The sequence below is a fragment of the Streptomyces capitiformicae genome (genome assembly GCF_002214185.1).
GTDB lineage: Bacteria > Actinomycetota > Actinomycetes > Streptomycetales > Streptomycetaceae > Streptomyces > Streptomyces capitiformicae.
Genome location: NZ_CP022161.1, coordinates 8,563,042 through 8,582,832 on the forward strand (window position 1 = coordinate 8,563,042; position 19,791 = coordinate 8,582,832).

General features: G+C 67.6%; 25 protein-coding genes and 2 pseudogenes. 16 read left to right on the forward strand and 11 right to left on the reverse strand.

Annotated elements, in window-relative coordinates; genetic code table 11:
* Positions 1 to 2: 2 nt before the first annotated feature.
* Positions 3 to 659 (reverse strand): Uma2 family endonuclease, encoded by a 657-nt coding sequence (locus tag CES90_RS38530; protein WP_189780751.1) that lies wholly within the window; start codon positions 657 to 659, stop codon positions 3 to 5.
* Between the two features lie 351 nt (positions 660 to 1,010).
* On the opposite strand from CES90_RS38530, the gene CES90_RS38535 reads away from it, so the two are divergent.
* Positions 1,011 to 2,021, forward strand: coding sequence for a peptidoglycan-binding protein (locus CES90_RS38535; RefSeq protein ID WP_189780752.1), 1,011 nt, complete (start codon positions 1,011 to 1,013; stop codon positions 2,019 to 2,021).
* A 230-nt stretch (positions 2,022 to 2,251) separates the two neighbouring features.
* The gene (locus tag CES90_RS38540) at positions 2,252 to 2,575 is read left to right on the forward strand and encodes a hypothetical protein (RefSeq protein WP_189780753.1); all 324 of its coding nucleotides are present in this window, start codon (positions 2,252 to 2,254) and stop codon (positions 2,573 to 2,575) included.
* A 194-nt stretch (positions 2,576 to 2,769) separates the two neighbouring features.
* On the opposite strand, the gene CES90_RS38545 is transcribed toward CES90_RS38540, so the two are convergent.
* On the reverse strand, positions 2,770 to 2,988 hold the full coding sequence (locus CES90_RS38545) for a hypothetical protein (protein ID WP_189781127.1): 219 nt from the start codon (positions 2,986 to 2,988) through the stop codon (positions 2,770 to 2,772).
* On the opposite strand from CES90_RS38545, the pseudogene CES90_RS38550 reads away from it, so the two are divergent.
* The 3 genes and pseudogenes from CES90_RS38550 to CES90_RS38560 form a co-directional block, all read left to right on the forward strand.
* Positions 2,980 to 3,396: pseudogene (locus tag CES90_RS38550) on the forward strand (DUF5753 domain-containing protein); the annotation flags it as partial. The gene CES90_RS38545 and the pseudogene CES90_RS38550 overlap by 9 nt on opposite strands.
* 10 nt (positions 3,397 to 3,406) lie before the next feature.
* Positions 3,407 to 3,613 carry a DUF397 domain-containing protein gene (locus tag CES90_RS38555; protein WP_189780755.1) on the forward strand — a complete coding sequence of 69 codons (207 nt, stop codon included), beginning with the start codon at positions 3,407 to 3,409 and terminating at the stop codon, positions 3,611 to 3,613.
* 189 nt (positions 3,614 to 3,802) lie between these two features.
* Positions 3,803 to 4,015, forward strand: coding sequence for a hypothetical protein (locus tag CES90_RS38560; RefSeq protein WP_332836437.1), 213 nt, complete (start codon positions 3,803 to 3,805; stop codon positions 4,013 to 4,015).
* On the opposite strand, the pseudogene CES90_RS38565 reads toward CES90_RS38560, so the two are convergent.
* Positions 3,988 to 4,596: pseudogene (locus CES90_RS38565) on the reverse strand (transposase family protein); the annotation flags it as partial. The gene CES90_RS38560 and the pseudogene CES90_RS38565 sit on opposite strands and share 28 nt — an antisense overlap.
* Positions 4,597 to 5,228: 632 nt before the next feature.
* Positions 5,229 to 5,882 (reverse strand): hypothetical protein, encoded by a 654-nt coding sequence (locus CES90_RS38570; protein WP_189780756.1) that lies wholly within the window; start codon positions 5,880 to 5,882, stop codon positions 5,229 to 5,231.
* Positions 5,883 to 6,114: 232 nt separating this feature from the next.
* Here CES90_RS38570 and CES90_RS38575 point away from each other — a divergent pair, with 232 nt between their 5' ends.
* The 3 genes from CES90_RS38575 to CES90_RS38585 all read left to right on the forward strand — a co-directional run bounded on the left by CES90_RS38575 (position 6,115) and on the right by CES90_RS38585 (position 7,228).
* On the forward strand, positions 6,115 to 6,312 hold the full coding sequence (locus CES90_RS38575; RefSeq protein ID WP_189780758.1) for a hypothetical protein: 198 nt from the start codon (positions 6,115 to 6,117) through the stop codon (positions 6,310 to 6,312).
* Positions 6,297 to 7,001 carry a hypothetical protein gene (locus CES90_RS38580; RefSeq protein WP_373313254.1) on the forward strand — a complete coding sequence of 235 codons (705 nt, stop codon included), beginning with the start codon at positions 6,297 to 6,299 and terminating at the stop codon, positions 6,999 to 7,001. The genes CES90_RS38575 and CES90_RS38580 overlap by 16 nt, the downstream gene beginning before the upstream one ends.
* A 71-nt stretch (positions 7,002 to 7,072) precedes the next feature.
* Entirely contained in the window at positions 7,073 to 7,228 is a 156-nt protein-coding gene (locus CES90_RS38585; protein WP_189780759.1) for a hypothetical protein, read from the forward strand.
* A gap of 82 nt (positions 7,229 to 7,310) precedes the next feature.
* Here CES90_RS38585 and CES90_RS38590 read toward each other — a convergent pair whose 3' ends face one another.
* The 3 genes from CES90_RS38590 to CES90_RS38600 all read right to left on the reverse strand — a co-directional run bounded on the left by CES90_RS38590 (position 7,311) and on the right by CES90_RS38600 (position 8,262).
* The gene (locus CES90_RS38590; RefSeq protein WP_189780760.1) at positions 7,311 to 7,520 is read right to left on the reverse strand and encodes a hypothetical protein; all 210 of its coding nucleotides are present in this window, start codon (positions 7,518 to 7,520) and stop codon (positions 7,311 to 7,313) included.
* A 5-nt stretch (positions 7,521 to 7,525) separates the two neighbouring features.
* Positions 7,526 to 7,708, reverse strand: coding sequence for a hypothetical protein (locus CES90_RS50470; RefSeq protein WP_232791358.1), 183 nt, complete (start codon positions 7,706 to 7,708; stop codon positions 7,526 to 7,528).
* A gap of 131 nt (positions 7,709 to 7,839) precedes the next feature.
* Entirely contained in the window at positions 7,840 to 8,262 is a 423-nt protein-coding gene (locus CES90_RS38600; RefSeq protein ID WP_189780763.1) for an ATP-binding protein, read from the reverse strand.
* A gap of 235 nt (positions 8,263 to 8,497) precedes the next feature.
* Here CES90_RS38600 and CES90_RS38605 point away from each other — a divergent pair, with 235 nt between their 5' ends.
* Genes CES90_RS38605 through CES90_RS38615 form a run of 3 tightly spaced genes read left to right on the forward strand, consistent with a single transcriptional unit; the run spans position 8,498 to position 10,174 of the window.
* Entirely contained in the window at positions 8,498 to 9,352 is an 855-nt protein-coding gene (locus CES90_RS38605) for a helix-turn-helix domain-containing protein (protein WP_189780764.1), read from the forward strand.
* Between the two features lie 10 nt (positions 9,353 to 9,362).
* Complete coding sequence (locus tag CES90_RS38610; protein WP_189780765.1) at positions 9,363 to 9,608, forward strand: DUF397 domain-containing protein; 246 nt, start codon at positions 9,363 to 9,365, stop codon at positions 9,606 to 9,608.
* A gap of 56 nt (positions 9,609 to 9,664) precedes the next feature.
* Positions 9,665 to 10,174, forward strand: a complete 510-nt coding sequence (locus CES90_RS38615) for a DUF6879 family protein (RefSeq protein WP_373313255.1) — start codon at positions 9,665 to 9,667, stop codon at positions 10,172 to 10,174.
* 39 nt (positions 10,175 to 10,213) lie between these two features.
* Here the strand turns inward: CES90_RS38615 and CES90_RS38620 are convergent, their stop codons facing one another.
* From CES90_RS38620 to CES90_RS38630, 3 genes are read right to left on the reverse strand one after another with little or no spacing between them, the layout of a single operon-like run.
* Positions 10,214 to 11,065 carry a helix-turn-helix domain-containing protein gene (locus tag CES90_RS38620; protein WP_189780768.1) on the reverse strand — a complete coding sequence of 284 codons (852 nt, stop codon included), beginning with the start codon at positions 11,063 to 11,065 and terminating at the stop codon, positions 10,214 to 10,216.
* 23 nt (positions 11,066 to 11,088) lie between these two features.
* A complete protein-coding gene (locus CES90_RS38625; protein ID WP_189780769.1) occupies positions 11,089 to 11,616 on the reverse strand; it encodes a DUF6879 family protein in 528 nt (175 codons plus the stop codon).
* Positions 11,588 to 11,848: a hypothetical protein gene (locus CES90_RS38630; RefSeq protein ID WP_189781083.1), complete on the reverse strand. Its 261-nt coding sequence runs from the start codon at positions 11,846 to 11,848 to the stop codon at positions 11,588 to 11,590. Before CES90_RS38630 ends, CES90_RS38625 begins: the two co-directional genes overlap by 29 nt.
* An 809-nt stretch (positions 11,849 to 12,657) precedes the next feature.
* Between CES90_RS38630 and CES90_RS38635 the strand changes: the two genes are divergently transcribed.
* From CES90_RS38635 to CES90_RS38655, 5 genes are all read left to right on the forward strand, one after another.
* Complete coding sequence (locus CES90_RS38635; protein WP_189780771.1) at positions 12,658 to 12,891, forward strand: DUF397 domain-containing protein; 234 nt, start codon at positions 12,658 to 12,660, stop codon at positions 12,889 to 12,891.
* Positions 12,892 to 12,976: 85 nt separating this feature from the next.
* The gene (locus CES90_RS38640) at positions 12,977 to 13,444 is read left to right on the forward strand and encodes a hypothetical protein (RefSeq protein ID WP_189780772.1); all 468 of its coding nucleotides are present in this window, start codon (positions 12,977 to 12,979) and stop codon (positions 13,442 to 13,444) included.
* Positions 13,445 to 13,656: 212 nt separating this feature from the next.
* Positions 13,657 to 15,678: a YncE family protein gene (locus tag CES90_RS38645; RefSeq protein WP_189780773.1), complete on the forward strand. Its 2,022-nt coding sequence runs from the start codon at positions 13,657 to 13,659 to the stop codon at positions 15,676 to 15,678.
* Between the two features lie 241 nt (positions 15,679 to 15,919).
* Positions 15,920 to 16,660 carry a response regulator transcription factor gene (locus tag CES90_RS38650; protein ID WP_373313256.1) on the forward strand — a complete coding sequence of 247 codons (741 nt, stop codon included), beginning with the start codon at positions 15,920 to 15,922 and terminating at the stop codon, positions 16,658 to 16,660.
* Between the two features lie 225 nt (positions 16,661 to 16,885).
* Complete coding sequence (locus CES90_RS38655; RefSeq protein WP_189780774.1) at positions 16,886 to 18,220, forward strand: sensor histidine kinase; 1,335 nt, start codon at positions 16,886 to 16,888, stop codon at positions 18,218 to 18,220.
* A gap of 256 nt (positions 18,221 to 18,476) precedes the next feature.
* On the opposite strand, the gene CES90_RS38660 is transcribed toward CES90_RS38655, so the two are convergent.
* Complete coding sequence (locus CES90_RS38660) at positions 18,477 to 19,700, reverse strand: hypothetical protein (protein WP_189780775.1); 1,224 nt, start codon at positions 19,698 to 19,700, stop codon at positions 18,477 to 18,479.
* Between the last annotated feature and the right edge of the window lie 91 nt (positions 19,701 to 19,791).

The window sequence follows — 19,791 nt, forward strand, 5'->3', positions numbered from 1 at the left end:
GCTCAGAACTCCGCGGTGTCCAGCTCGAACCCGAGAGGGCCGGGCAGGGACACGGTCAGTCCGAGCTTGTACTTGGCGGCCTTGGCGAAGGCGTCACCGGACGGCTCGGAGTGAACCGTCACCTCGCCCTCCTCACGATCGATCAGGAGGTAGACCGGGATGCCGGCGCGGGCGTAGCCGAGGATCTTCTTCTCCCGGTCGCGATCGGCGGTGCTGTCCGAGGTGACCTCGGCGACGAGGAGGACGGCGGAGAGGTCGTGCCATTCGTCACTGTCGTCGAAGGTTCCCTTCGGTGCGATCACGAGATCGGGGACGACGTGACCGGTCATGGAGGCACCGGGGACGTTCAGGCCGATGCCTGTGTAGTTACGTAGGGACCGGTCCTGTCGGCGGTCGATGACCTGTTCCGTCAGCTCCGACACGATCTCCTCGTGCTCCCCGTTGGCCGGAGGCGTCACGCAGATCTCCCCTTCGATCAGCTCCACGCGCCAGCCCCTGGGAGCCGTCGCACTGAAGAGCTGGAAGACCTGCTCGACGCTCGCACCCGTGTGGTCGGGCGCGCCGCTGTCCGCGTCGCTGTCGCCGTCAGGATCGTCATAGGGGCCGTAAATGGCCTCGCCCTGGTACCCCGGCATGATGATCGGCTCCGCCGTCGCCATGACAGACCTCCTTCGCTCAGCGCGACGCTCTCAGGGTAGACCGGAAGCCCGCACAAGGAATCCGGAGCCGTTCACTCGAACGAGTGTGCTGTCACGTTTCTGCGCGAGTCACTGATCCAGCGCTTCAGCAACAGCCCATCGAGCGTCACGACTGCGTTGCGCGCACCTGCTCCTCGCTCTCCGGACAACAGCGCTGCTCCGGAACACCAACGGCCCTACCAGCGTAGGAATTTCGCGGAACCGAACCCCGGCCACTCGCGTCTCCTGCTGACGATCGCACCTCTGTGGTCGATCGTTTCCACGCATCAGCACGCATCAGATGGCACTCAGCGAACATCGGGGGATACCGACATGAGCACCTCAATCCAGCCCCGGCGTCACATCGCCGCCGCCGCTGCCCTCGCCGCCGCCCTCGCGGTCGGCATCACGGCGACCGCTCCGCTCGACACCGCCGAGGCGCAGCCGGCCGCGGCCGCCAACGCCGCCGCGGCCGCGTCCTGGCCGACGGTGAAGTCGGGTCACCGGGGCGCGGACGTGACGACCGTGCAGCTGCTGCTGAACGCCCGGGGGTACAGCCTCAAGGCCGACGGCGTCTTCGGCTCCGGCACCGCCGCCAAGGTCAAGTCCTTCCAGAAGGCCAAGGGCCTCACAGCGGACGGCATCGTCGGCCCCAACACCTGGTCCAAGCTCATCGTCACGGTCAGGACCGGCTCCAAGGGCAACGCCGTCAAGGCACTCCAGCTCCAGCTGACCCACAACGGCTACACCACCAACGCCGACGGCGCCTTCGGTGCCCGTACCGCAGAGAAGGTCCGCGCCTTCCAGAAGGCCAAGGGCCTCAAGGCCGACGGCATCGCCGGGCCCAACACCTGGGCCGCCCTCGTCAGGGGCGGCGGCGGCAGCGGCGGCGGTTCCGGCCCGGTGACCCTGAAGTTCGACAAGGGCACCAACACCAACTCGCGGCTCTACGTCCTCAAGGGCGGCAAGGTGATCGCCAGCTACCGCGCGGGATCCGGCGTCACCACGAACGAGTGCACGACGGCCAAGGGCTGGCTGCCCACCGCCACCTACAGCATCGGCGGCCACTGGAAGAACTACAACGGCAGCCTGATCAAGGGCTACGCGATCCGCCTCGCCGACAAACGCTGCAACAACGGCACGGGGACCCTGCGCACCGAGCTGTTCATCCACAGCGAGATGACCAGCAGCGGCGGCCAGGGCTCCACCGAGCAGCGGCGCTGGGACGGCGTCGGCGACTACAAGTCCAACGGTTGCATCAAGCTGCACCCCAACGACATCAAGAGCCTGTTCAAGGTGCTGGACAAGAACGGCTGGCCGAAGTCGCTGTCGGTCGTCAACTGACCCGCTGAACACCGGGTGCCCGGTCGGGGATGTGGCCACATCCCCGACCGGGCACCCGTGCGTTGCGGAACGCCCTCCCGGACAGGAAATCCGGACAGAGCGCCGACCAGGCCGGACAGCAACAACGCTGTCCGGGACACCCGTTCGCTGTTGTCCCGGTCTGACCCCACCAGCAGTCTCTACCGCTGGCTGCAGCTCCTCGCGCAGCCAGAACCCGGAGAGGACACATCATGAACAGACCTGGATTCGTCGCTCTCGGCGCAGCGGCAGTCGCCCTGGGAGGAAGTCTCTTCATCGCCCCCACGGCCACAGCCGCCGCCCCGGGCAGCGCATCCGCGGCGCCCGCTGCCGCCGCCGCTTGCAGCTCGTGGTTCGACACCGCCGGCCCCGGCGGCGCCGGCCGCGCACACGCACGATGCCCCGGCGAATACGTGCGGATAAAGGTCGTCTGCGTCGACGGCTCCACCAGTCGCAGCGCCTGGAGGTACGGCTACGCCAAGGCCGAATGCCCCTACGGCGTCAAGTGGGAGAGCGGGGAGTACGAGGTCAGGTGACGTGAGTCACTCTCCGCCTTTCGTCGGCTCCCTCCAACGAGCTGACGAAGGCGGAGAACGCCTCCGGGGTGACGGAGAAGGCCCCGCTGAAGAACAGCGCGTGGTCGTCCGGTTCGAAGCGGGCGAGGCCCTGGTACGGCGCCGGGCCGTCCTGCGCGTCCTCACACCCGGCGGGCCGTGTGCTGTCGTACGCCTCAGGCGGCGGCCGCGTTGAACAGGATGTCCCAGTGGTTGCTCTCACGGGCGTACATGTTGCCCGCGGGCGACTTGTAGAGCTTGGCGCCGTCGCTACGCGTGCCGACGTACTTGAACCTGCTCGTGACGTACTTGTTCACGCAGGTCGTCGGCGAGACGTCCAGCTTCCAGCCCATCCAGTGCGTCTTGCCCCGGGACGTGGTGCCGCGGTCGAGCATCGCGTCTCGCTCCGCGTGAAACGGCAGGGCGTGCTGTACGGGACAACCCCCACCCCATACCGGACCGTCGTCCACGAGGCAGCCCTGCGCATGCGCGTCGGCGGCAGGACCGTGGCTCGCGCTCAGCTCCACCACTTGCTCGACATGAGCGAGCACAAGCACATCACTATCCGTGTACTCCCCTTCGGCGTGGGCGCGTTCCCCGGCTCGGGCCAGTCGATCAACTACCTGGACGGCCCGGTTCCCCAGCTGGACACGGCCCAACTCGATCAATTCCACGGCCCCGTAATGCTCGACGCCGAAGCCCTCCTGGAGAAGTACCGGCGCCTCCTCGACGTCGTGGAGGCCACTGCCCTCAGCCCTGACAAGTCCAGAGACTTGATTCACTCCATCACCCAAGACCTGTAAGGGAGTCCGCATGCACACGCATATCTGGGAGAAGTCCTCCTATTGCCAGGAAGGCGACGCCTGCGTCCACATATCCGCCGTCCCTGAGACGATCCACATAACCGAAACCGCCGACCCCACCCAAGCCGTGCTCGACGCCAGCCCCTCCGCCTTCGGCGCCCTCCTCCGTGCGCTGAGGGAGAAGGGCAGCTCCGCTGACGTTCGCCAGTCGTACTGAGCACTGACGTCCGAGCGCAGATACTGATCCGAAACGGTAGGTGTTCTGGGTCGTTGATTCCTGCGTGAGTGAACTGGTGGGAGATGTACGCCAGTTGTTGCCGTCGGTGCAGGAGGTTCTTCGGCTGCGTTGGTGGCGGGCCGGACTCGTGAGGATGTCGCGGTGGTGTTCCAGGTCTCGCTCAAGGCAGTGGACAACTGGTGGGCGAAGTGGCTGGCAGGCGGGCGCGAAGCGCTCGTGGCTCGGCCGCGTGGGCGCCGGGTCGGCGAGCATCAGGTTCTCGATGCGGTCGAGCAGCAGGCGATCCGGCAGGCCGTTCTGAATCACCGTCCCTGTGACCTGGGGCTGGCGGGGCAGCTGTGGACGCGGGCCGGACGGAAGCCGTCGCCGGCGTTCTCGTAGCCGAGGCCGACCAGGGTCGGCATGTCCAGCTCGGCGGCGATCCGGTTGAGGGCGTCGATCAGGCTGTGGTGGCGGGCGCAAGTGGTGTCGTGCTCCCTGCCCGGGCGGACCGGTGAGACCCAGATCGGCCAGCCGTCCGGGGTGGTGATGACCTGCACGTTCCCGCCACGGTGCCCGTGTTTTCCGGACCACCGGAGGTCTGCGCCGTTGGGTCCCGTGGCGGCGACGCGGTCGGTGCGGATGACGATGCCGTCGAGGTTCAGATGCCTCAGCCTGGCCGCCTTCGCGCGCTCCAGCGCGGTCGCGAGGTCAGGTGCCCCGGCCGCCAGAACAGTCAGCCCCTCGTGGAGGTGGCGGTAGGCGGTGGAGACCGACAGGCCGTTGTCGCAAGCGAGTTGGGAAAGACGGGTGCCGTCGATGAACCAGCGCAGGACGAGCACCGCCTGACGGAAGCAGCCCAGCGCACGCCTGCCCTTGCGGGTCCCGGCCACGATGCGGTGATCGCGCAGCAGCCGGGCCAGGTGCTCGGCGGTGGACCGCCTCACATCGAGCACGGCGGTGTATGTGACACCGCTCGACACGTGAGACCCCTCGGCCGGATCTTTCCTTCGCAAGATCGTTCCTACCAGGGGCCTTACGCTTGCCCGGACTTGGGACCACGCCGGTTGCAGCGCCCGCCTCGCGATCACAGCGAGCGACGAGCGCTTACTGGAAAAGGCTCACTGACCAGCGGTAAGAGCCCAACTAACCGTCGAACGAGCCGCCACCTCGATAGAAGCGGACTCCCTGCTTCGCTTGAGCTCTACCTGGTTGTACGTAGTGCTGACTTCCCCATCGACGCATTCGAGTGGAAAACGCACGCCTGCCGGTTTCAATGTTACGGTCAGTCGCCCTTCCCCTTCGCACTTCACCATAATGGCGAGCGCCCCCTTTTCCAAAGGGTCCTTTACAGCAAGGACGGCGTTCCCGCTGCGCCCCTCAGCGGAAGCAAGCACCTGGCCACCGGGAAGTTTGGGCGCCACGGACACCGAGTCAGAAGGCGCAGTTTCCTCTTGATCAGGCGTTTCGATGACCGTTTCTTTCGAGAATGAAGGTGACGCATTCGACTTTGTGTCTCGACCCCCTTCAGTGCAACCAGAAATTACACCGCAGCAGGCAGCCACCGCACCCATTATCAGGCCAACTCGACGCCAGGCAGGTTTGGCCACAGTGATCAACTCTCCCATATATGCCAACCTACATGCCACGGCGCGTAACTCGTGATGGTCTTCTTGGGTGAAGTCTTGCAGTTGCTGTAGATGATGTAGCTGGTTCCGGTATTCTTCATGCGCCACACGCCATACTGGGCGTGAGTTGTCTTTCCTGGCGGAGTCTTTACTTCGATCCAGTTACCGATCTTCGCGTTCATCTTGAACGAGAGCTCGACTCCGAACTTCTTCTCGATTTCCCCAACCATGGCACTTGCGGAAACCTTTAGCTCTCCGGAGACAGCTATTCCGACTTCGCCGCCCGCCTCGGCGATAAACCTCGACTTCGCGGGGTGCGTCCCTGAATTGAAATTACCTTGCGCGGGCCCTATTCCCTTGATTTTCTTACCCTTTTTTGCAACGGGCTTATAAACCCCCACCGGCGGCCCGCAATAGTCACCAGCAGGCTGTTCGGACGGCTTCCCTGTACCCTGCGGAAGTTCCGGCGCCCTGTCGACATCCCCAGACGGAATTTCCGTTACGTCTTCTTCCGGTTCCGTGGGCGGCCCCGGCTGCGGCGTGGAGTCCTCGCTTGGAGTGCTGGTTGAATCTGCCAGGCCAGTTGGCCCGACGGAATTTTCGGCTGCTGCCTGGGCGGTCAACCCAACCAGCAGCGCCATGGTTGCGACAGAGACCACAAAGGCTCTCTTTGGCGCAAAACGCACGAGTTCCCCAGCCTTTGAATCACCGCTCCCAGCGAGCGGTGATTGGTCACATCCTATGAACGCAGCTACTGACGTAAAACCTTCAAGAAGAAATATGAGCTAGATCTGAGGCTTCTTCTCCGCTGGCCGATCGGCTGGCTACGCTGGCAGATCCGCGGTGCCGAGCAAGGAGTCACCGTGACTGGCGATGCCCTGCACACTCAGCGCGACCACGCCCACTTTCCTCGTCGAGGCGAAGAAGGCGCACTACGCCTTCACGGTGAAGCGGAACCAGAAGAACCTCTACCAACAGCTGCGAACCCTGCCCTGGCAGGAGGCGACGGCCAAGTTCTACGACCGCACCACCGGCCACGGCCGAAAGAGACACGCGTGGTGCAGGCCCTGACCGTCACTGACCTGGGCGTCGACTTCCCCCACTCCGCCCAGGTAGCCAGGGTCGTACGCCACCGCACCGACACCAAGACCGGCAAGCAGAGCCGCGAGACCGTTTACGTGACGTTCACCGCTCACCTCGGTACGACGTACAAGAACCGCGACGTCGAGATCTGGGCCGACCCGTACGGCTCCGACAAGCCGAACAAGCTGGTCAAGTCGGGGACGGTGAACTCCTACGGCAACCTGTCCGTCGCCCTCGACCTGACCCGCGACACCAAACTCTCGGTGAAGTTCGCGGGCGACGCGCGCTACAAGCCGCGGACGGTCACCAACACCGTCTACACCAAGGTCAGGATCTCCAGGACGATCGGCGGCTACTACAAGACCCAGTCGGCGTGGGGCCAGCGGTACCACTACCTCCACAAGTCCAAGGACCCGGTCATCAGCACCACGATGACCTACTACCCGGACCGCAAGCAGCGCCTCCACATCCGGGCGTACTACCAAGGCGCCTGGCGCGACACGGCCACCCAGTACTTCCCCCTGGGCACGGCCGGCAAGTCCAACATCACCCTGACCGGCACCCCCGTCACGAACATGCGCTTCCGCGTCCGCTCCTCATACGTCGACACGACGTCCGGCGACAACGTCAACACCACGACGCACGGGGCGTGGAAGTACTTCATCTTCGCCAGCTAGCCGGGGGGCCGGGGGGCGACGCCCTTCGGGCCGACGGCCCGAAGGGTTCCTACCGCTGGCAGGATCGCACCATGAGCGGGAGCAAGAAGTACTCCATGAACCTGCCCGAGGACATCGCCGTGGACAAGCTCCGGGAGATCGTCGCCGACTTCGAGACCGACAACGACGAACTCACCCGCGACGAGATCGAGGCCGCCCGAGCGCTGCTGCGCCACGATCACTCGTGAAGGCACCGCAGTGCGAGCCGGGAGGCGGGCCCGCGATGCCGAACGGACGCGGTGGTGGGCTGTTGGCACAGCGGGATGTCCGTCAGTCGTTCCGGAAAGGGTTCAGGGGGATCACGTTCCAGCTGCCGCCGCGCGAGTCCTGATGGTCCCCTTCATGCCCCCTGCCGAGCACACACGAGCCCATCTCGCTGAAGATCGGCACCCGGTACAGCAGTGCGGCCCGGACCACGTCACACCTGTCGGTGCCGTGAAGGGCCTGGCCGACCTGGTCGCGCTGGTCGCCGTCGTCCATGACTGTCATCGGACCCCGACCCCGACGCCGACCGGCAGGGCGGCAGTCGCTTCCGGCAGCCAGATGTCGAGGGCGTACAGATACGGGCGGGTCAGAGCGGTCGCGTTGCCGTCGAAGGGCGCGTGGTCGGTGCTGTATGGGGAGCGGAGGGTCAGCGATGGCGTGGGCGGGTCGCTGTTGTCGTTCACGTTGCGGCCGTTCGTACCGGGCGGGCTCTTCTCCCGCGCCCTCCCGGGCGGTCTCCGCCGCCGACCACCGGCAGGCACGAGCAGCCGGAGAACCAGCAGCACCACGGAACGAACGGCCCACTGCACCCTCGTCACCGCACGCCCCCGTCCGACAGCGACAACGACAACGACGCCCACACGACCTTGCCCACCCCGTCACACGGCGCCACACCCCAGTCGTCCGCCAACGCGTCGACGAGGACGAGCCCCCGCCCGCACACGTCATCGTCCCCGGCGCACCTCAACTCCGGCTTTCCATCAGCCGAGTCGGCCACCTCAAGCCGCAACTCCACCCCGCTCAGCTCGAACCGAACCCCGACGTCCCGGCCGTACGCCGCCTCCGCCCGGACCGCGTTGGTGAGCAACTCCGAGGTCAGCAGTTCGGCGGTGGGGGCGAACTCGGCGAGGTCATGAGGGCCGAGGACAGCACGGAGGGCGGCGCGGGCGACCCCGGGCGAACGGGGATCTCGGGGAAGGCGCAGGGTGCAGGTCCAGGACGGGGATACGGTGGTCATGGAAGTCTCCGGTCACTGAGGGGAGTTGGGTGGTGGCGTTGCGGTGTCGTCGTCGGGATGCGTACGGGTGCCCAGTGGCCGTCGCCGCTCCGTCGAGCGGGGCACTTCTGGGCGGGGCGCCTGGAGAAGACGATAGGCCTACCACAAAGCTGCTTTGCGGGAATTCGAAGAATCTCAGCACTATCTCCCCCGTGTGGGTGACAATCCCCGTAGTCCGCGCTCCGGAAGGGACGGCATGACACCAAGACCCGCCCCAAGCGCCCGACGCCTCCGGCTCGCCACCGAGCTGCGAAAACTGCGCGAACGGGCGGGCTTGACGTCAACCGAGGCCGCGAAACTGCTCGGCACCAGTTCCGGTCAACTCAGCAATGTCGAGTCGGCCCGTTTCGGAGTGAGCCCTGATCGAATCCGCGCAATGGCGGGTGTGTACTCCTGCACGGACCAGTCCTACGTCGACGCGCTGGTCGCGATGGCCGCCGAAAAGCCGCGCAGCTGCTGGTGGGACGCTTACCGCGACGTGCTCCCCTCGGGGTTCCTCACTCTGGCCGAGCTGGAGCACCACGCGACCGCCCTGCGCACCGCCTTCACCGCGCACATCCCGGGCATGCTCCAGACACCGGACCACGCCCGGGAGATCTTCCGCCATGTGATCCCGTCCCCCACCCCGCCCGAGGTGGAGCGCCGCGTCTCGCACCGCGTCCAACGGCAGGACGTCATCTACCGGGCGAACCCCCACCCGTACAGCACCGTCATCCACGAAGCCGCGCTACGCATGCAGGTCGGCGGCCGATCGGTGGCACGGGCTCAGCTCCAGCACCTGCTCGACATAGGCGAACGGGACCACATCACCATCCGGGTGCTCCCCTACGACGTCGGGGCGTTCCCCGGATCGGGCCAGTCCATCAACTACCTGTACGGCCCCGTGCCGCAGCTCGACACCGTGCAACTCGACCAGTTCCACGGTCCCGTACTGCTGGACGCCGAGGCTCACTTGGAGAAGTACCGACTGCTCCTGGACTTCGTCGAATCCATCGCCCTCGCTCCCCCGAACTCCCGCGACCTGATCCATGCCATCGCCCATGACCTCTGAAGGAGCCCGTATGCCTACCCCTCCATGGCAGAAGTCGTCCTACTGCCAAGAAGGCGAAGCCTGCGTCCACGTCGCCGCCACCTCACAGAAGTCGTCCTACTGTGGCCAGGGCGAATCCTGCGTCCACATATCCGCCGCCCCCGAGACGATCCACATAACCGAAAGCGCCGACCCCACCCAAGCCGTACTCGACGCCAGCCCCTCCGCCTTCGGCGCTCTCCTCCGTGCGCTGAGGGCTGCACATCCCGGAACATGAAGTGGTGATCGAATTCCCGCGGCGCATGATGCGGTTCTTCCCGGAGGTGAACGGTGGTGACGGAGCCGACGTTTGAGAGTCTGTTCCGTTCGGCCCGGCACAGCGCGTATCACCTGGAGATGAGGGACGCCTACGGGCTCGACGACGACTACCGGGAATGGGCTTCGGGCAACCCGTTCGATCCCGCTGAGCGCTGGCCCTGGTGGATTGAGCTGGTCTCCGCTTCGGTGGCCCGTGGCGTGGCCGTGCATCGTGCGCGCATCGTCTCGGAACCGATCAGCGACTACGTGCGGTACGAGTACGAGCTGACCCACGGCCACAACGTCAAGGCCGGCGAAGACGTGCGCTGGCTACCCCGTCGGCAGGCCTCCGGGCTGGCGCTGCCCGGAAATGACTTCTGGTTGTTCGACGATACGTCGGTCCTCTTCAACCACTTCGCCGGGGACGGAACGATGACCGGCGAAGAGCTGGTCACGGACCCCGCCGTGGTGAAGCTGTGCTCGTCCGCTTTCGCCGCGGTGTGGGAGCTGGCCACCCTGCACGAGGGGTACCGGCCGGACCGATAGCGCGATCGGCGGCCCTTCCGCCGCACGGAAGATCGCCGCTCAGCGCAGATTCTCGATGGCTTTCAGGATCAGGGCGCGTGCTTCCACCCCGTACACGGCCATGCTGCGCAGTCGCTCGAATGCCTTCAGGTAGAGGGCGATCTCGTCGGGCTGGGTGATTCTCACCCGGGCTGACAGCAGCTCAACGGACACGAGAGTGTCGTCGTAGACGTGGAACAACTCCTGCGGCCACAGCGTCCGTTCCCGGGTCGAACTGGGGATGATGCCCAACGACACCTGAGGGAGGGCGCCGGCTGTGAGCAGGTAGCCGAGCTGTGCGGCCATCGCGTCGTCGTCGCCCAACTGGTAAGAGAGGACGCTTTCTTCGATCAGCATGACGAACCGGTGGCCCGGCTGATGAATGACCTGCGAGCGTTCGAGGCGGGCTGCGGCTGCCTCTTCGGCATCATCGGGGGCATCGAGCATTTGAGCGTTGGCTGACAGAAGGGCACGCGCATAGCCCTCGGTCTGAAGCAAGCCGGGCACCAGCGTGGGTGAATAGATCCGAAACAGCTCTGTGGACTGATAGAGCTCCACGTAGCTGTCTTGGAGCCGCTTCAGGCCCGCGCGCACCTTGCGCCGCCATTCGACGTACAGCGACTCCGCGTTGCGCGACTGAGCGATGACGTCTGCGGCTTGGTCTTCGACACCGCAGGCCCGGCACCAGAGGCGGATATCGTCCGGTGTGGGGGCCGTACGTGCATTCTCGATGCGGGATGTCTTCGGATGCGTCCAGCCGCAGCGCACGGCCAGCTCGGTCCCAGTGATGCCCGCGTCGGCACGTAGCTCGCGCAGACGCTGTGCGACCCGTTCACGCGCGGCCTGGGCCGAGGAGGACGGGGAGATGGACATGAGCCGACCGTGTGCCTTCCGTACTAACTGATCTTGTAGTCCTCGTGCGGCGTCGCCCGTGCCCACACCGCTGCGAAGGCGTCCGCACACAGCTTCGCCGCAGCTGGATCCTCGCTGACCTCCCCACCGCCCGAGGCTCCTTCGCCGGTGAAATGGTTCCACCGGATGAGTCGGTCGTCGATCAGCCAGAAGTCGTTGCCGGGCAACGCGATGGCGGAAGCGCGCCGACGCGGCAGCCACCGCACCAGCTCGCCCGCCTCCATGTTCACGACAGTACCCGCGTGTTCGAACCGAATGTAGTCACTGACCGGCTCGGACACGATGCGGGCCCGGCGCACCACTACGCCACGCGCCACCGTGTTCCGGATCAGTGTCACCCATGGCGCCCAGTACGGAGATTCGGGGTCGTTGTCCCGCTCGCCGGTGCTCTTCCAGCGGGCGAAGTCGTCGGCTTCATTGGCGACTCCGTAGGCGTCGCGCATCTCCAGGTGGACGGCGGAGCGCTGAGCGCTGTTCAGCAGTTCATCGAAGCTGGGTACGTTCTGCGGCATCGCATGCCCTCCTCAGGATCGGCGCCAGACGAGCAGGAATACGGACGACAGCCTCGTGATCGGGGATGCCGACCGCGTGTCCCGGTACCTCGAACGCAGCGCACTCGGCTTCGAGTTCGGGTGTCGGCTTCCATCCCTGAATGATCAGATCGTTGTTGCTTTCGTCGACCCAGACCGTGGGACTCTCGCCCGTTCCGGTATTCGGGTCGATACCGATGAACCGTAGCGTCATCGCTGCCTCCGGCACGCTTGGTGTGCACTGATGTACACAATCTTCGGAGGAAGGGGCGATCGAAGCAAGAGGGCATTGCGCCTACAACCAGTGACAACCATTGTTTATGAACATTCATGAACATTGCTGGAAAGAGCACTCGCCGTGCTACTAGCGTCAGCAGGCACAACAAGACCTCGGCGAGGTGACAGCCCCGGGCGAAGCCAACGCCGCTGAAGCCGCCATGCGCGATCCCGTGCAAGAACGTGGCCCTTCAACGGCACAGCTGCGTACGGACTCACCTCTTGAGGAGACCGGCCTGGGACCTGGGAGGCCATGCGTGACGACACAGAAACCGAAGTACCACAGCCCGAGTGAGCCGCTGGCCGAGCCCTCCGCGAAGCCCGGCTGCTCCGCTTGCATGTCCCTCGCGGTCGCCAGGCAGAACGCGCGCTCCGACTGCGACTACAGCGCGGTGTCCGACGTGAATGTGGAACTGCGTCGGCACCATGCAGAAGCGCACAGGGCATGAGCCAGAAAAAGGAGCGCGAGCTCTTCTCCGGTCGCCCGCTCATGACCATGCGGGTGTCCCATGACTCCGGGCGGACATGGAAACCGGAGCGGGCCGTACTCAGTACGGACGACCTACGGCCCCTGATCACGGCCGAATGGCCTCCGTGCCGGTGCCGGCACTGCGTCAAGCCGCACAAGTCCGCTCATCGCTGAGGCGCCTGTCCCCGTCCCCTCTCCCACGAACTCCCGCCCAACCCGGGCGGCGGCGGTCAGGCACTCAGCCATGGCCGCGATCAGGTGAGCAGGAAGGTGCAGTGATGCTGGACGGAAGTGATCTGTACGGGCTCGACATCGACGGGGCGTCGTTCGTGAAGGCCTGCGGCGGCAACACCCACCCCGATGGGGAATCCTGCGTGACCCTCGCCCGGATCGGCGAGGACGCCTGGGCCCTTGGGGACAGCAAGCGGCCGGACGCCGAGCCGCTCCGCTTCACCACGGAGGAGCTGGACGCGGCCGGGATCGACCCGGCCCGGTTCGGCCTGTCCGCCTGACCCTCCCCCCATAGGCCGGTCCTGGCTCCCGACCCACCGAGCCGGGACCGGCCGCCCCTCCCATGCCCTCGATCGGAACGACCTGGTGCACCACCACGGCTACCTGTGGACCGGCCCGAAAGAACGCTTCGACAACGAAGCCCTACGGCGGCCCCCACACCCCGAACCACCACCGGCCGGAAGCAGACCGGAGCTGATCCAGCGGTACCGGGAAGTGGCGGCGGCGTTCCGTCTCGTGGACCTGCCACCGCTGGAAACGGCCTACTGGCTGATCAAACCCGGATCACTCGTCCGTGACACATGGACCGAACCGAAGGAAGCGGCGACCTGGCTCGGGGAACAACTCGCCGTATTCGCATCGCGGTTCGCCTCCGACCGGGACCGCGACACCACCCACCTGGCCACCCTCGTCGACTCCGCAACCGAACGCCTGGCATCGGGAACAGACCTGTCACTCGGCTTCTACCTCGAACGCCCCACGTACCTCTCCCTGGCCCTGGTGACCTGCTCCCCGAACCGTTCCGTGCCCGACCTGCGATGTCCCATGACGTGACCCGTTCACGCCGGCGTCGAGCTCTCATCAGCCCCTGTGAAACTCCTGTCAGTGGCGTGATCTAGTCTTCGGTCACGCGTCACACGCGCCCCACACGGTCCATGTATCAGGCATGTGCTCGGTCAGGTATGTCTCCGAACCCCCCACGGCCCGTATGCGAGCGGCGCGCGTAATCGCCCTTCCTTCGTTTTCTTCCGGGGGTTCGAAACACCGTGCGCAGACACGTACGCACCCTTCCGGCCGCCACCGCGCTGGCCGTCCTCTTCAGCTCGGCCGCGCTCGCGGTCGGCGTGGCCACGCCCGCCGTGGCCGACACCAGTACGCCCCTGCCGGTGCAGTCGTCCGGCGACATCGTCGTCGACGGCGTGCACCAGCGCGTCTTCGTCTCCGACCCGACCGGCGGCCAGGTCGTCGCCACCGACTACGCCGGCAAGGTCGTCGGCACCGTGGCCTCACTGCCCGGTGCCAAGGGCCTGGAGCTGTCCCCCGATTCCGGCACCCTCTACGCGGCCGTGCCGGGCGACGACTCGATCGTGGCCATCGACACGGCGACGGTCACCGAGGCCAAGCGGTACCCGATCGGTGAGGGCACCGACCCGCAGTACCCGGCGTGGGCCGGCGGCAAGCTGTGGTTCGGCTACGGCGCCGCCGCCCAGGGCAACCTCGGCTCCCTGGACGTCTCCGGCACCGAGCCGGTGCTCACGCTGGGCCAGGACCGCGGCTGGTACGCGGCCCCGAGACTGGACTCCACTCCCGGCGCCCCCAACACCCTGGCGGCGGGCATCGAGGGCATGAGCCCGGCCTCCGTCGCCGTCTACGACGTGTCGTCCGGTACGGCGACGCGCACCGCGAGCGGCCCCAACACCAGCGACTACGTGCCGAGCAACCTGCGCGACCTCGCCCTCACCCCCGACGGCTCCCAGCTCGTGGTGGCCAGCGGCGCGCCGTACTTCCACCAGGTGTACAAGACCGCCGACCTGACGCCGGCCGGCCAGTACCCGAGCGACTCGTACCCGAACGCCGTCGACATCGCCCCCGACGGCACGGTCGCGGCGGGCATCGACGGCACGTACTCGCCGGACGTGTGGACCTACGAGCCGGGCACGACCACGGCCACCCACGTCTACGACTTCACCAACACGGCCGAAGGCGCCGGCGACGCCGGTGTCCTCACGCCGGGCGGCCTCGCCTTCACGCCGGACGAGTCGCACCTGTTCGCGGTCGTCGCCACCAACGGCGGCGGCTACGCGCTGCGCGACCTGGGTGCCGAGGCCCCGCCGCCGCCCCCGGCTCCGTCCCCGACGACCCTCACGGTGAACGCGCCCGCGACGGCCACCCGGGCCCAGGCCCTGACCGTCACCGGCAAGCTCACCTCGGACGCGCCCTTCGCCTCCGGCACCACCCTCACGGTCACCCGCACCGACCTGGAGTCCCCGGCGGGCAAGCTGCTCGCCCCGGTCACGGTCGCGGCGGACGGCTCGTACTCCTTCAAGGACACCCCGCCGGCGGGCGGTTCGGTGAAGTACACCGTCTCCTACGCGGGCGACGCCACCCACCAGGCGGCCTCCGCGTCCGACACGGTCCAGGTCTCGCGGGCCACGACCACGCTGACGCTCAACAAGAACGGCAACGTCTACTCGTACGGCGCGGACGTGACCTTCACGGCCCACCTCGGTACGACGTACAAGAACCGCACGGTCGAGATCTGGGCCGACCCGTACGGCTCCGACAAGCCGAACAAGCTGGTCAAGTCCGGGACGGTGAACTCCTACGGCAATCTGTCCGTCACCCTCGACCTGACCCGCGACACCAAGCTCACGGCCAAGTTCGCGGGCGACGCGCGTTACGCGCCGAAGACCGCGACGAGCAAGGTCTACACGAAGGTGAGCGTCTCGACGACCCCGAGCCGCCACTACAAGACCGCCTCCGCCTGGAACCGGACCTACTACTACTTCCGCAAGTCCGTGGACCCGCTGTTCACGACCCGGATGACCTACTACCCGGGCCGCGACTACCGGGTCCAGGTCCAGGCGTACTACGACGGCGCCTGGCGCACCACGGGCACGCAGTACTTCCCGCTGGAGTCCTCCGGCCTGGGCGCGGTCGAGCTCCAGGGCGAACCGAGCACCGGCATCCGTTTCCGGATCCGTTCCTCGTACATCGACACGACGTCGGGCGACAACGTGAACACGACGACGCACGGCGCCTGGAAGTACTTCATCTTCACCAGCTAGCCCCGAGGAACAGCACCCTCACACCGGTGGCCCGCGACGTCGAACCGTCGAACGTCGCGGGCCACCGCGCTGTCCGCCAGGCGCCGCGTGGAATTCCCCGGCGATCCGAGGCAACGGTAAGGAATGACTCATTCCGAATGATTTCGAAAGCGGTCTCCTTACCTGCGGGTACGTGTGACGATACGGCTCTGCCGAAACTTGAGACCTCAATATCGAGGTCACGGTCGCAAAGGAACAGGACATGACCACCCCTGTGCCCTCGGTCCCTTCCGCAGCTCCGTCAGCCGCCTCGGCCGCCTCGGCCGGGCGGCTTCTCGTCGTGGACGACGAGGAAGGGATCCGTTCCATGCTCACGATGGCGTTGGAGTTCCTCGGCTACCAGGTGACCGCCGCGGCCACCGGTCGTCAGGCGCTCCAGGCCGTGACCAGGCACCATCCTGATCTCATCCTCCTCGACGTCAACCTCCCCGACCTCGGCGGCTTCGAGGTGTGCCGGACGTTGCGGGACCGGGGGAACGCCGTACCGGTGCTGTTCCTGACCGGCCTCGGCGGGGTCGACGACCGGGTGCGGGGGCTGGACATGGGCGGCGACGACTTCGTCACGAAGCCGTTCGAGTTGAAGGAGGTGGCCGCCCGGGTACGCGCCCTGCTGCGCCGGGCCGGCGGTACCGTCCCCGCCCCCGACCGCAACCGGCTCCGCGCCGGCGCCGTCCAACTCGACGCCGACGCCCACCAGGTCTGGGCCGGCGAACGGCCCGTCGACCTCACCACCACCGAGTTCGCCCTGCTGCGGTACCTCATGGAGAACCCCGGGCGGGTGCTCTCGCGAGGCCAGATCCAGGAGCGGGTGTGGAACCACCGTGACGAGGGGTCCGGCGTCGTGGACACGTACATCTACTACTTGCGCCGGAAACTGGGCGAACCCGGGCAGTCCCTCATACGTACCGTGCGGGGAGTGGGTTACCAGCTGTGCACGAACTGAACGACGACGGCTCCCCGCACTCCCGGTAAAGCGGGGCGCAGCCCCTGCTTTCAGGGGCACGGGGAACTGCGCGACAAGCCCCCACCCACCCGCGCCCGCCGACGAACCATCCCGACCGAGCTGGAAGGCGGGGCGGGGTCGAAGGGGCGGCAGCCCCCGGGATGGGACGGGTAGGGGCGGCGAGGGCGAGAAACTGCTGGGCGGAAGCAAAGGGTTGGACACGGGATGAGTGGGTTCACCGGGCTGGGCGGGAACATCAGGGCCGCCGGATTTCTCGCGACGGCCGCGCCACACGAGCAGGCCCACGCCCCCCGCCTCCCCGGCCCACCCGTGGAACAGCCCATCCGCCCCGACCGAGCGTGCGGGCGCACCGTCGGCTTCTGGCTGATCTCCACCCTCGCCACCCTCGGCGCGGTGGCCGCCGTGTCCGCCCACACACTCGCCCACCACCTCACCGCCCGCACCGACGAACAGATCGCGAGGTTCAGCCGCCTCGCCCGCGACCCCGCCACCCCGCCCCCGTCGGCGTCGACCCTGGACAAGAACTGCCTCGTACTCGTCCTCGACGCCGAGGGCCGGGTCGTCGAGCGCTACCGGGGCTCCGCCGACCTGCCCGCCTTCCCTAGCCTCACCCCGGCACGGCTGAAGGCGTACGCCACCCGCGCCCGCCCCTCCGCGTTCGGCGACAGCTACCGCGCCCAGGTGGCCCACCTCCGCCAAACCAAAGACACCGGTGGCCGCTACGTCGTCACCGCCCGGACCACCACCGCCGACCGACGAGCCGTCGAGCGGCTCCTCCAGGTCGAGAGCGTCGCCGCACTGCCCCTGCTCGGCAGCGTCCTGTTCGGCGCCCGGTGCCTCGGCCGCCGGGAGGTCAGGGAGCGCCGGGAGAGCGAGCGGCGGCTGCGCGAGTTCATGGCCTCCGCCGGACACGAGCTGCGCAACCCGCTGACCACGATCTCCGGGTACGCCGAACTCGCCCGCGTCGGCGACCCCGCGTACGAGCCCATGCGGCAGGAGGCACTCGGCCGGATCGCCACCGAGGTCGGCCGGATGAGCACCCTCATCGACGAACTCGTCCTGCTGACCCGCCTCGACCTCGGCCAGCCCCTGCAACTGACCTGCGTGGACCTGGCCCAGCTGTGCCGCGACGCCGCCTCCGCCGCCCGCGACTGCCACCCCGACCATCCCGTACGGCTGCTCCTCGCCCCCGGCGACCACACCGTCACCGGCGACCCGCTACGGCTCCACCAACTCGTCGCCAACCTGCTGAACAACGCCCGCGTCCACACCCCGCCCGGTACGACGACCACGCTCGGCCTCGGTACGGAGGACGGCTACCGCGTCATCGAGGTCATGGACAACGGCCCAGGCATCCCCCGCGAACTCAGCGCCCGTCTCTTCGAGCCCTTCGTGCGCGGGGAGGAGACGAAGGCCGCCGGCAGCGGACTCGGCCTCAGCATCGTCGCGGCCATCGCGACGGCCCACGGCGGCACCGTCGCCCTCGAACCGTCCCACCAGGGCGCGTGGTTCAGAGTGCTGCTCCCGGCCCCGGCGTGAACCACTCCTGACTCCCGCGTAACGTGAGGCTGGCTGTGGGGGGCGGTTATTACCATCACTTGACAGATCTCTGATCATTCTCTGATCCAGATCCGATCGTTTCCGGAGCCACGCCCGATTAAGTGAGTGATGTGCGAGGCGCGCCAACGGCGTGACCTCGGACAACTCCCCCTCCGAGGTCGGCCCGGCATTCGCCCAGATCGACGGCTCATCGATCGACGACGAACGGAACGATGGCTCAATCGGCCCGGCTCGACTAACCGGGCACGTGCTGGGCCGACCTCAACTCCGCGAGCCGCTGCCGCACATGGGCCAGCGCCCCGTCCCGCCGTCCCGGCACCCGCTCCCGCAACCCGGCCAGCACCAGCCCCAGTTCATGGGCCCGGCCCACGTCGGTCACCTGCGCCCACTGATGATGCGCCCGGTCGACGGCCGCCTCCACCGCCGGATCTCCCGTCGTCTGCCCCGCCGCCAACCGCGCCACGGCCAACCCCAGCCACACCTCACAACTGCGCGCCGCGTCCCCCGCGAGCATCGCCAGATCCGCCCGCACCTCCCGCCAGTGCCACACCTCGGCCGCCCCGTCCCCGAACTCCCGCACGGCCTCCTGCTCCCGCAGCACGGCCAACGCGTCGGCTTCGGAATGCCGCCCGGCTTCGACGGCGGCGGTGATGGCGAAGTGGGGGTCGGTAGTCGCGGGCACACTCAGCCCGTCCGGCGTTTGAGGACGAGGCCGAAGGCCGATCTGGGGGTCTGGGGGCGGAGCAGCCCCCAGGGGACGGGATTGGGTAGGGGCGGCGGGGGCGAATCCTCCTGGGGAACCACCCACCCCGGGCGCCGTGGCGTCCCAGGCCAGCACGACATCCCCGTACCCCCCCGTCCGCGCCAGCACCTGCTCGTGCAGCACGCCAGGGGCAGGCCGCTGCCCACTCCGCAGTATCGTCGCGAGCACCTTCATATACGTCGGCACGGCCACCCCCCGCCGCAAGGCCGACGCCGCCGACGACGGCGGCGGCGCGATCCGCCCGTAGACACTCACCCCCGGCCCCACCCCGAGCGGCCGCCCCGCCATCTGCCGCCACACGTCACCGTCCGCGTGCAGATCGAGGAACAGCGTCGTGGACCCGGGCGTACGCAACCGCAGCTCCTCCACCAGCCAGTGCCACGGAAACGCGGTGTAACGGACGGTCGCGGGAGTCGTCCGCGCCAGCGCGAGGTGGACGAGCCGCTGCTTGCGGTCGAGTTGGAGCTGGCCGGTGAGGTAGACGGTGAGCGGCCCGGGCGCGGTGGCCGCTGCGCGCAGCCGGGTGAGGACGGCCTGCGGCTCCAGCGGATCGGCCAGCTCGACCACGTTCGCCGTACCCGTGCCGGACAGCACCTCGGGCGCGACGGCCGCGAGCACGGGAAGCACGGAGGCCGCGTCCACCAGGCACCCTTTGCCCACCGGCGAGGCCGCGAGCAGCAGCACGGTTCCGGGCATCGTTCCCTCCCCATCGATCACGTACACCGATCACGTACGCCATCCAGCACCGTAACCGCTGCGCGTGCAAACGGGGAAAGGGGCGGGTGGG

Coding starts and splice junctions, on each gene's coding strand:
- CES90_RS38530 (WP_189780751.1), bottom strand. CDS start 659: ATGGCGACGGCGGAGCCGATCATCATGCCGGGGTACCAGGGCGAGGCC.
- CES90_RS38555 (WP_189780755.1), top strand. CDS start 3,407: ATGCACACGCATATCTGGGAGAAGTCCTCCTATTGCCAGGAAGGCGAC.
- CES90_RS38545 (WP_189781127.1), bottom strand. CDS start 2,988: ATGCTCGACCGCGGCACCACGTCCCGGGGCAAGACGCACTGGATGGGC.
- CES90_RS38660 (WP_189780775.1), bottom strand. CDS start 19,700: ATGCCCGGAACCGTGCTGCTGCTCGCGGCCTCGCCGGTGGGCAAAGGG.
- CES90_RS38625 (WP_189780769.1), bottom strand. CDS start 11,616: ATGCCGCAGAACGTACCCAGCTTCGATGAACTGCTGAACAGCGCTCAG.
- CES90_RS38585 (WP_189780759.1), top strand. CDS start 7,073: ATGAGCGGGAGCAAGAAGTACTCCATGAACCTGCCCGAGGACATCGCC.
- CES90_RS38620 (WP_189780768.1), bottom strand. CDS start 11,065: ATGTCCATCTCCCCGTCCTCCTCGGCCCAGGCCGCGCGTGAACGGGTC.
- CES90_RS38590 (WP_189780760.1), bottom strand. CDS start 7,520: ATGGACGACGGCGACCAGCGCGACCAGGTCGGCCAGGCCCTTCACGGC.
- CES90_RS38535 (WP_189780752.1), top strand. CDS start 1,011: ATGAGCACCTCAATCCAGCCCCGGCGTCACATCGCCGCCGCCGCTGCC.
- CES90_RS38605 (WP_189780764.1), top strand. CDS start 8,498: ATGACACCAAGACCCGCCCCAAGCGCCCGACGCCTCCGGCTCGCCACC.
- CES90_RS38630 (WP_189781083.1), bottom strand. CDS start 11,848: ATGACGCTACGGTTCATCGGTATCGACCCGAATACCGGAACGGGCGAG.
- CES90_RS38540 (WP_189780753.1), top strand. CDS start 2,252: ATGAACAGACCTGGATTCGTCGCTCTCGGCGCAGCGGCAGTCGCCCTG.
- CES90_RS38655 (WP_189780774.1), top strand. CDS start 16,886: ATGAGTGGGTTCACCGGGCTGGGCGGGAACATCAGGGCCGCCGGATTT.
- CES90_RS38570 (WP_189780756.1), bottom strand. CDS start 5,882: ATGGCGCTGCTGGTTGGGTTGACCGCCCAGGCAGCAGCCGAAAATTCC.
- CES90_RS38575 (WP_189780758.1), top strand. CDS start 6,115: ATGCCCTGCACACTCAGCGCGACCACGCCCACTTTCCTCGTCGAGGCG.
- CES90_RS38650 (WP_373313256.1), top strand. CDS start 15,920: ATGACCACCCCTGTGCCCTCGGTCCCTTCCGCAGCTCCGTCAGCCGCC.
- CES90_RS38635 (WP_189780771.1), top strand. CDS start 12,658: ATGCTGGACGGAAGTGATCTGTACGGGCTCGACATCGACGGGGCGTCG.
- CES90_RS38600 (WP_189780763.1), bottom strand. CDS start 8,262: ATGACCACCGTATCCCCGTCCTGGACCTGCACCCTGCGCCTTCCCCGA.
- CES90_RS38610 (WP_189780765.1), top strand. CDS start 9,363: ATGCCTACCCCTCCATGGCAGAAGTCGTCCTACTGCCAAGAAGGCGAA.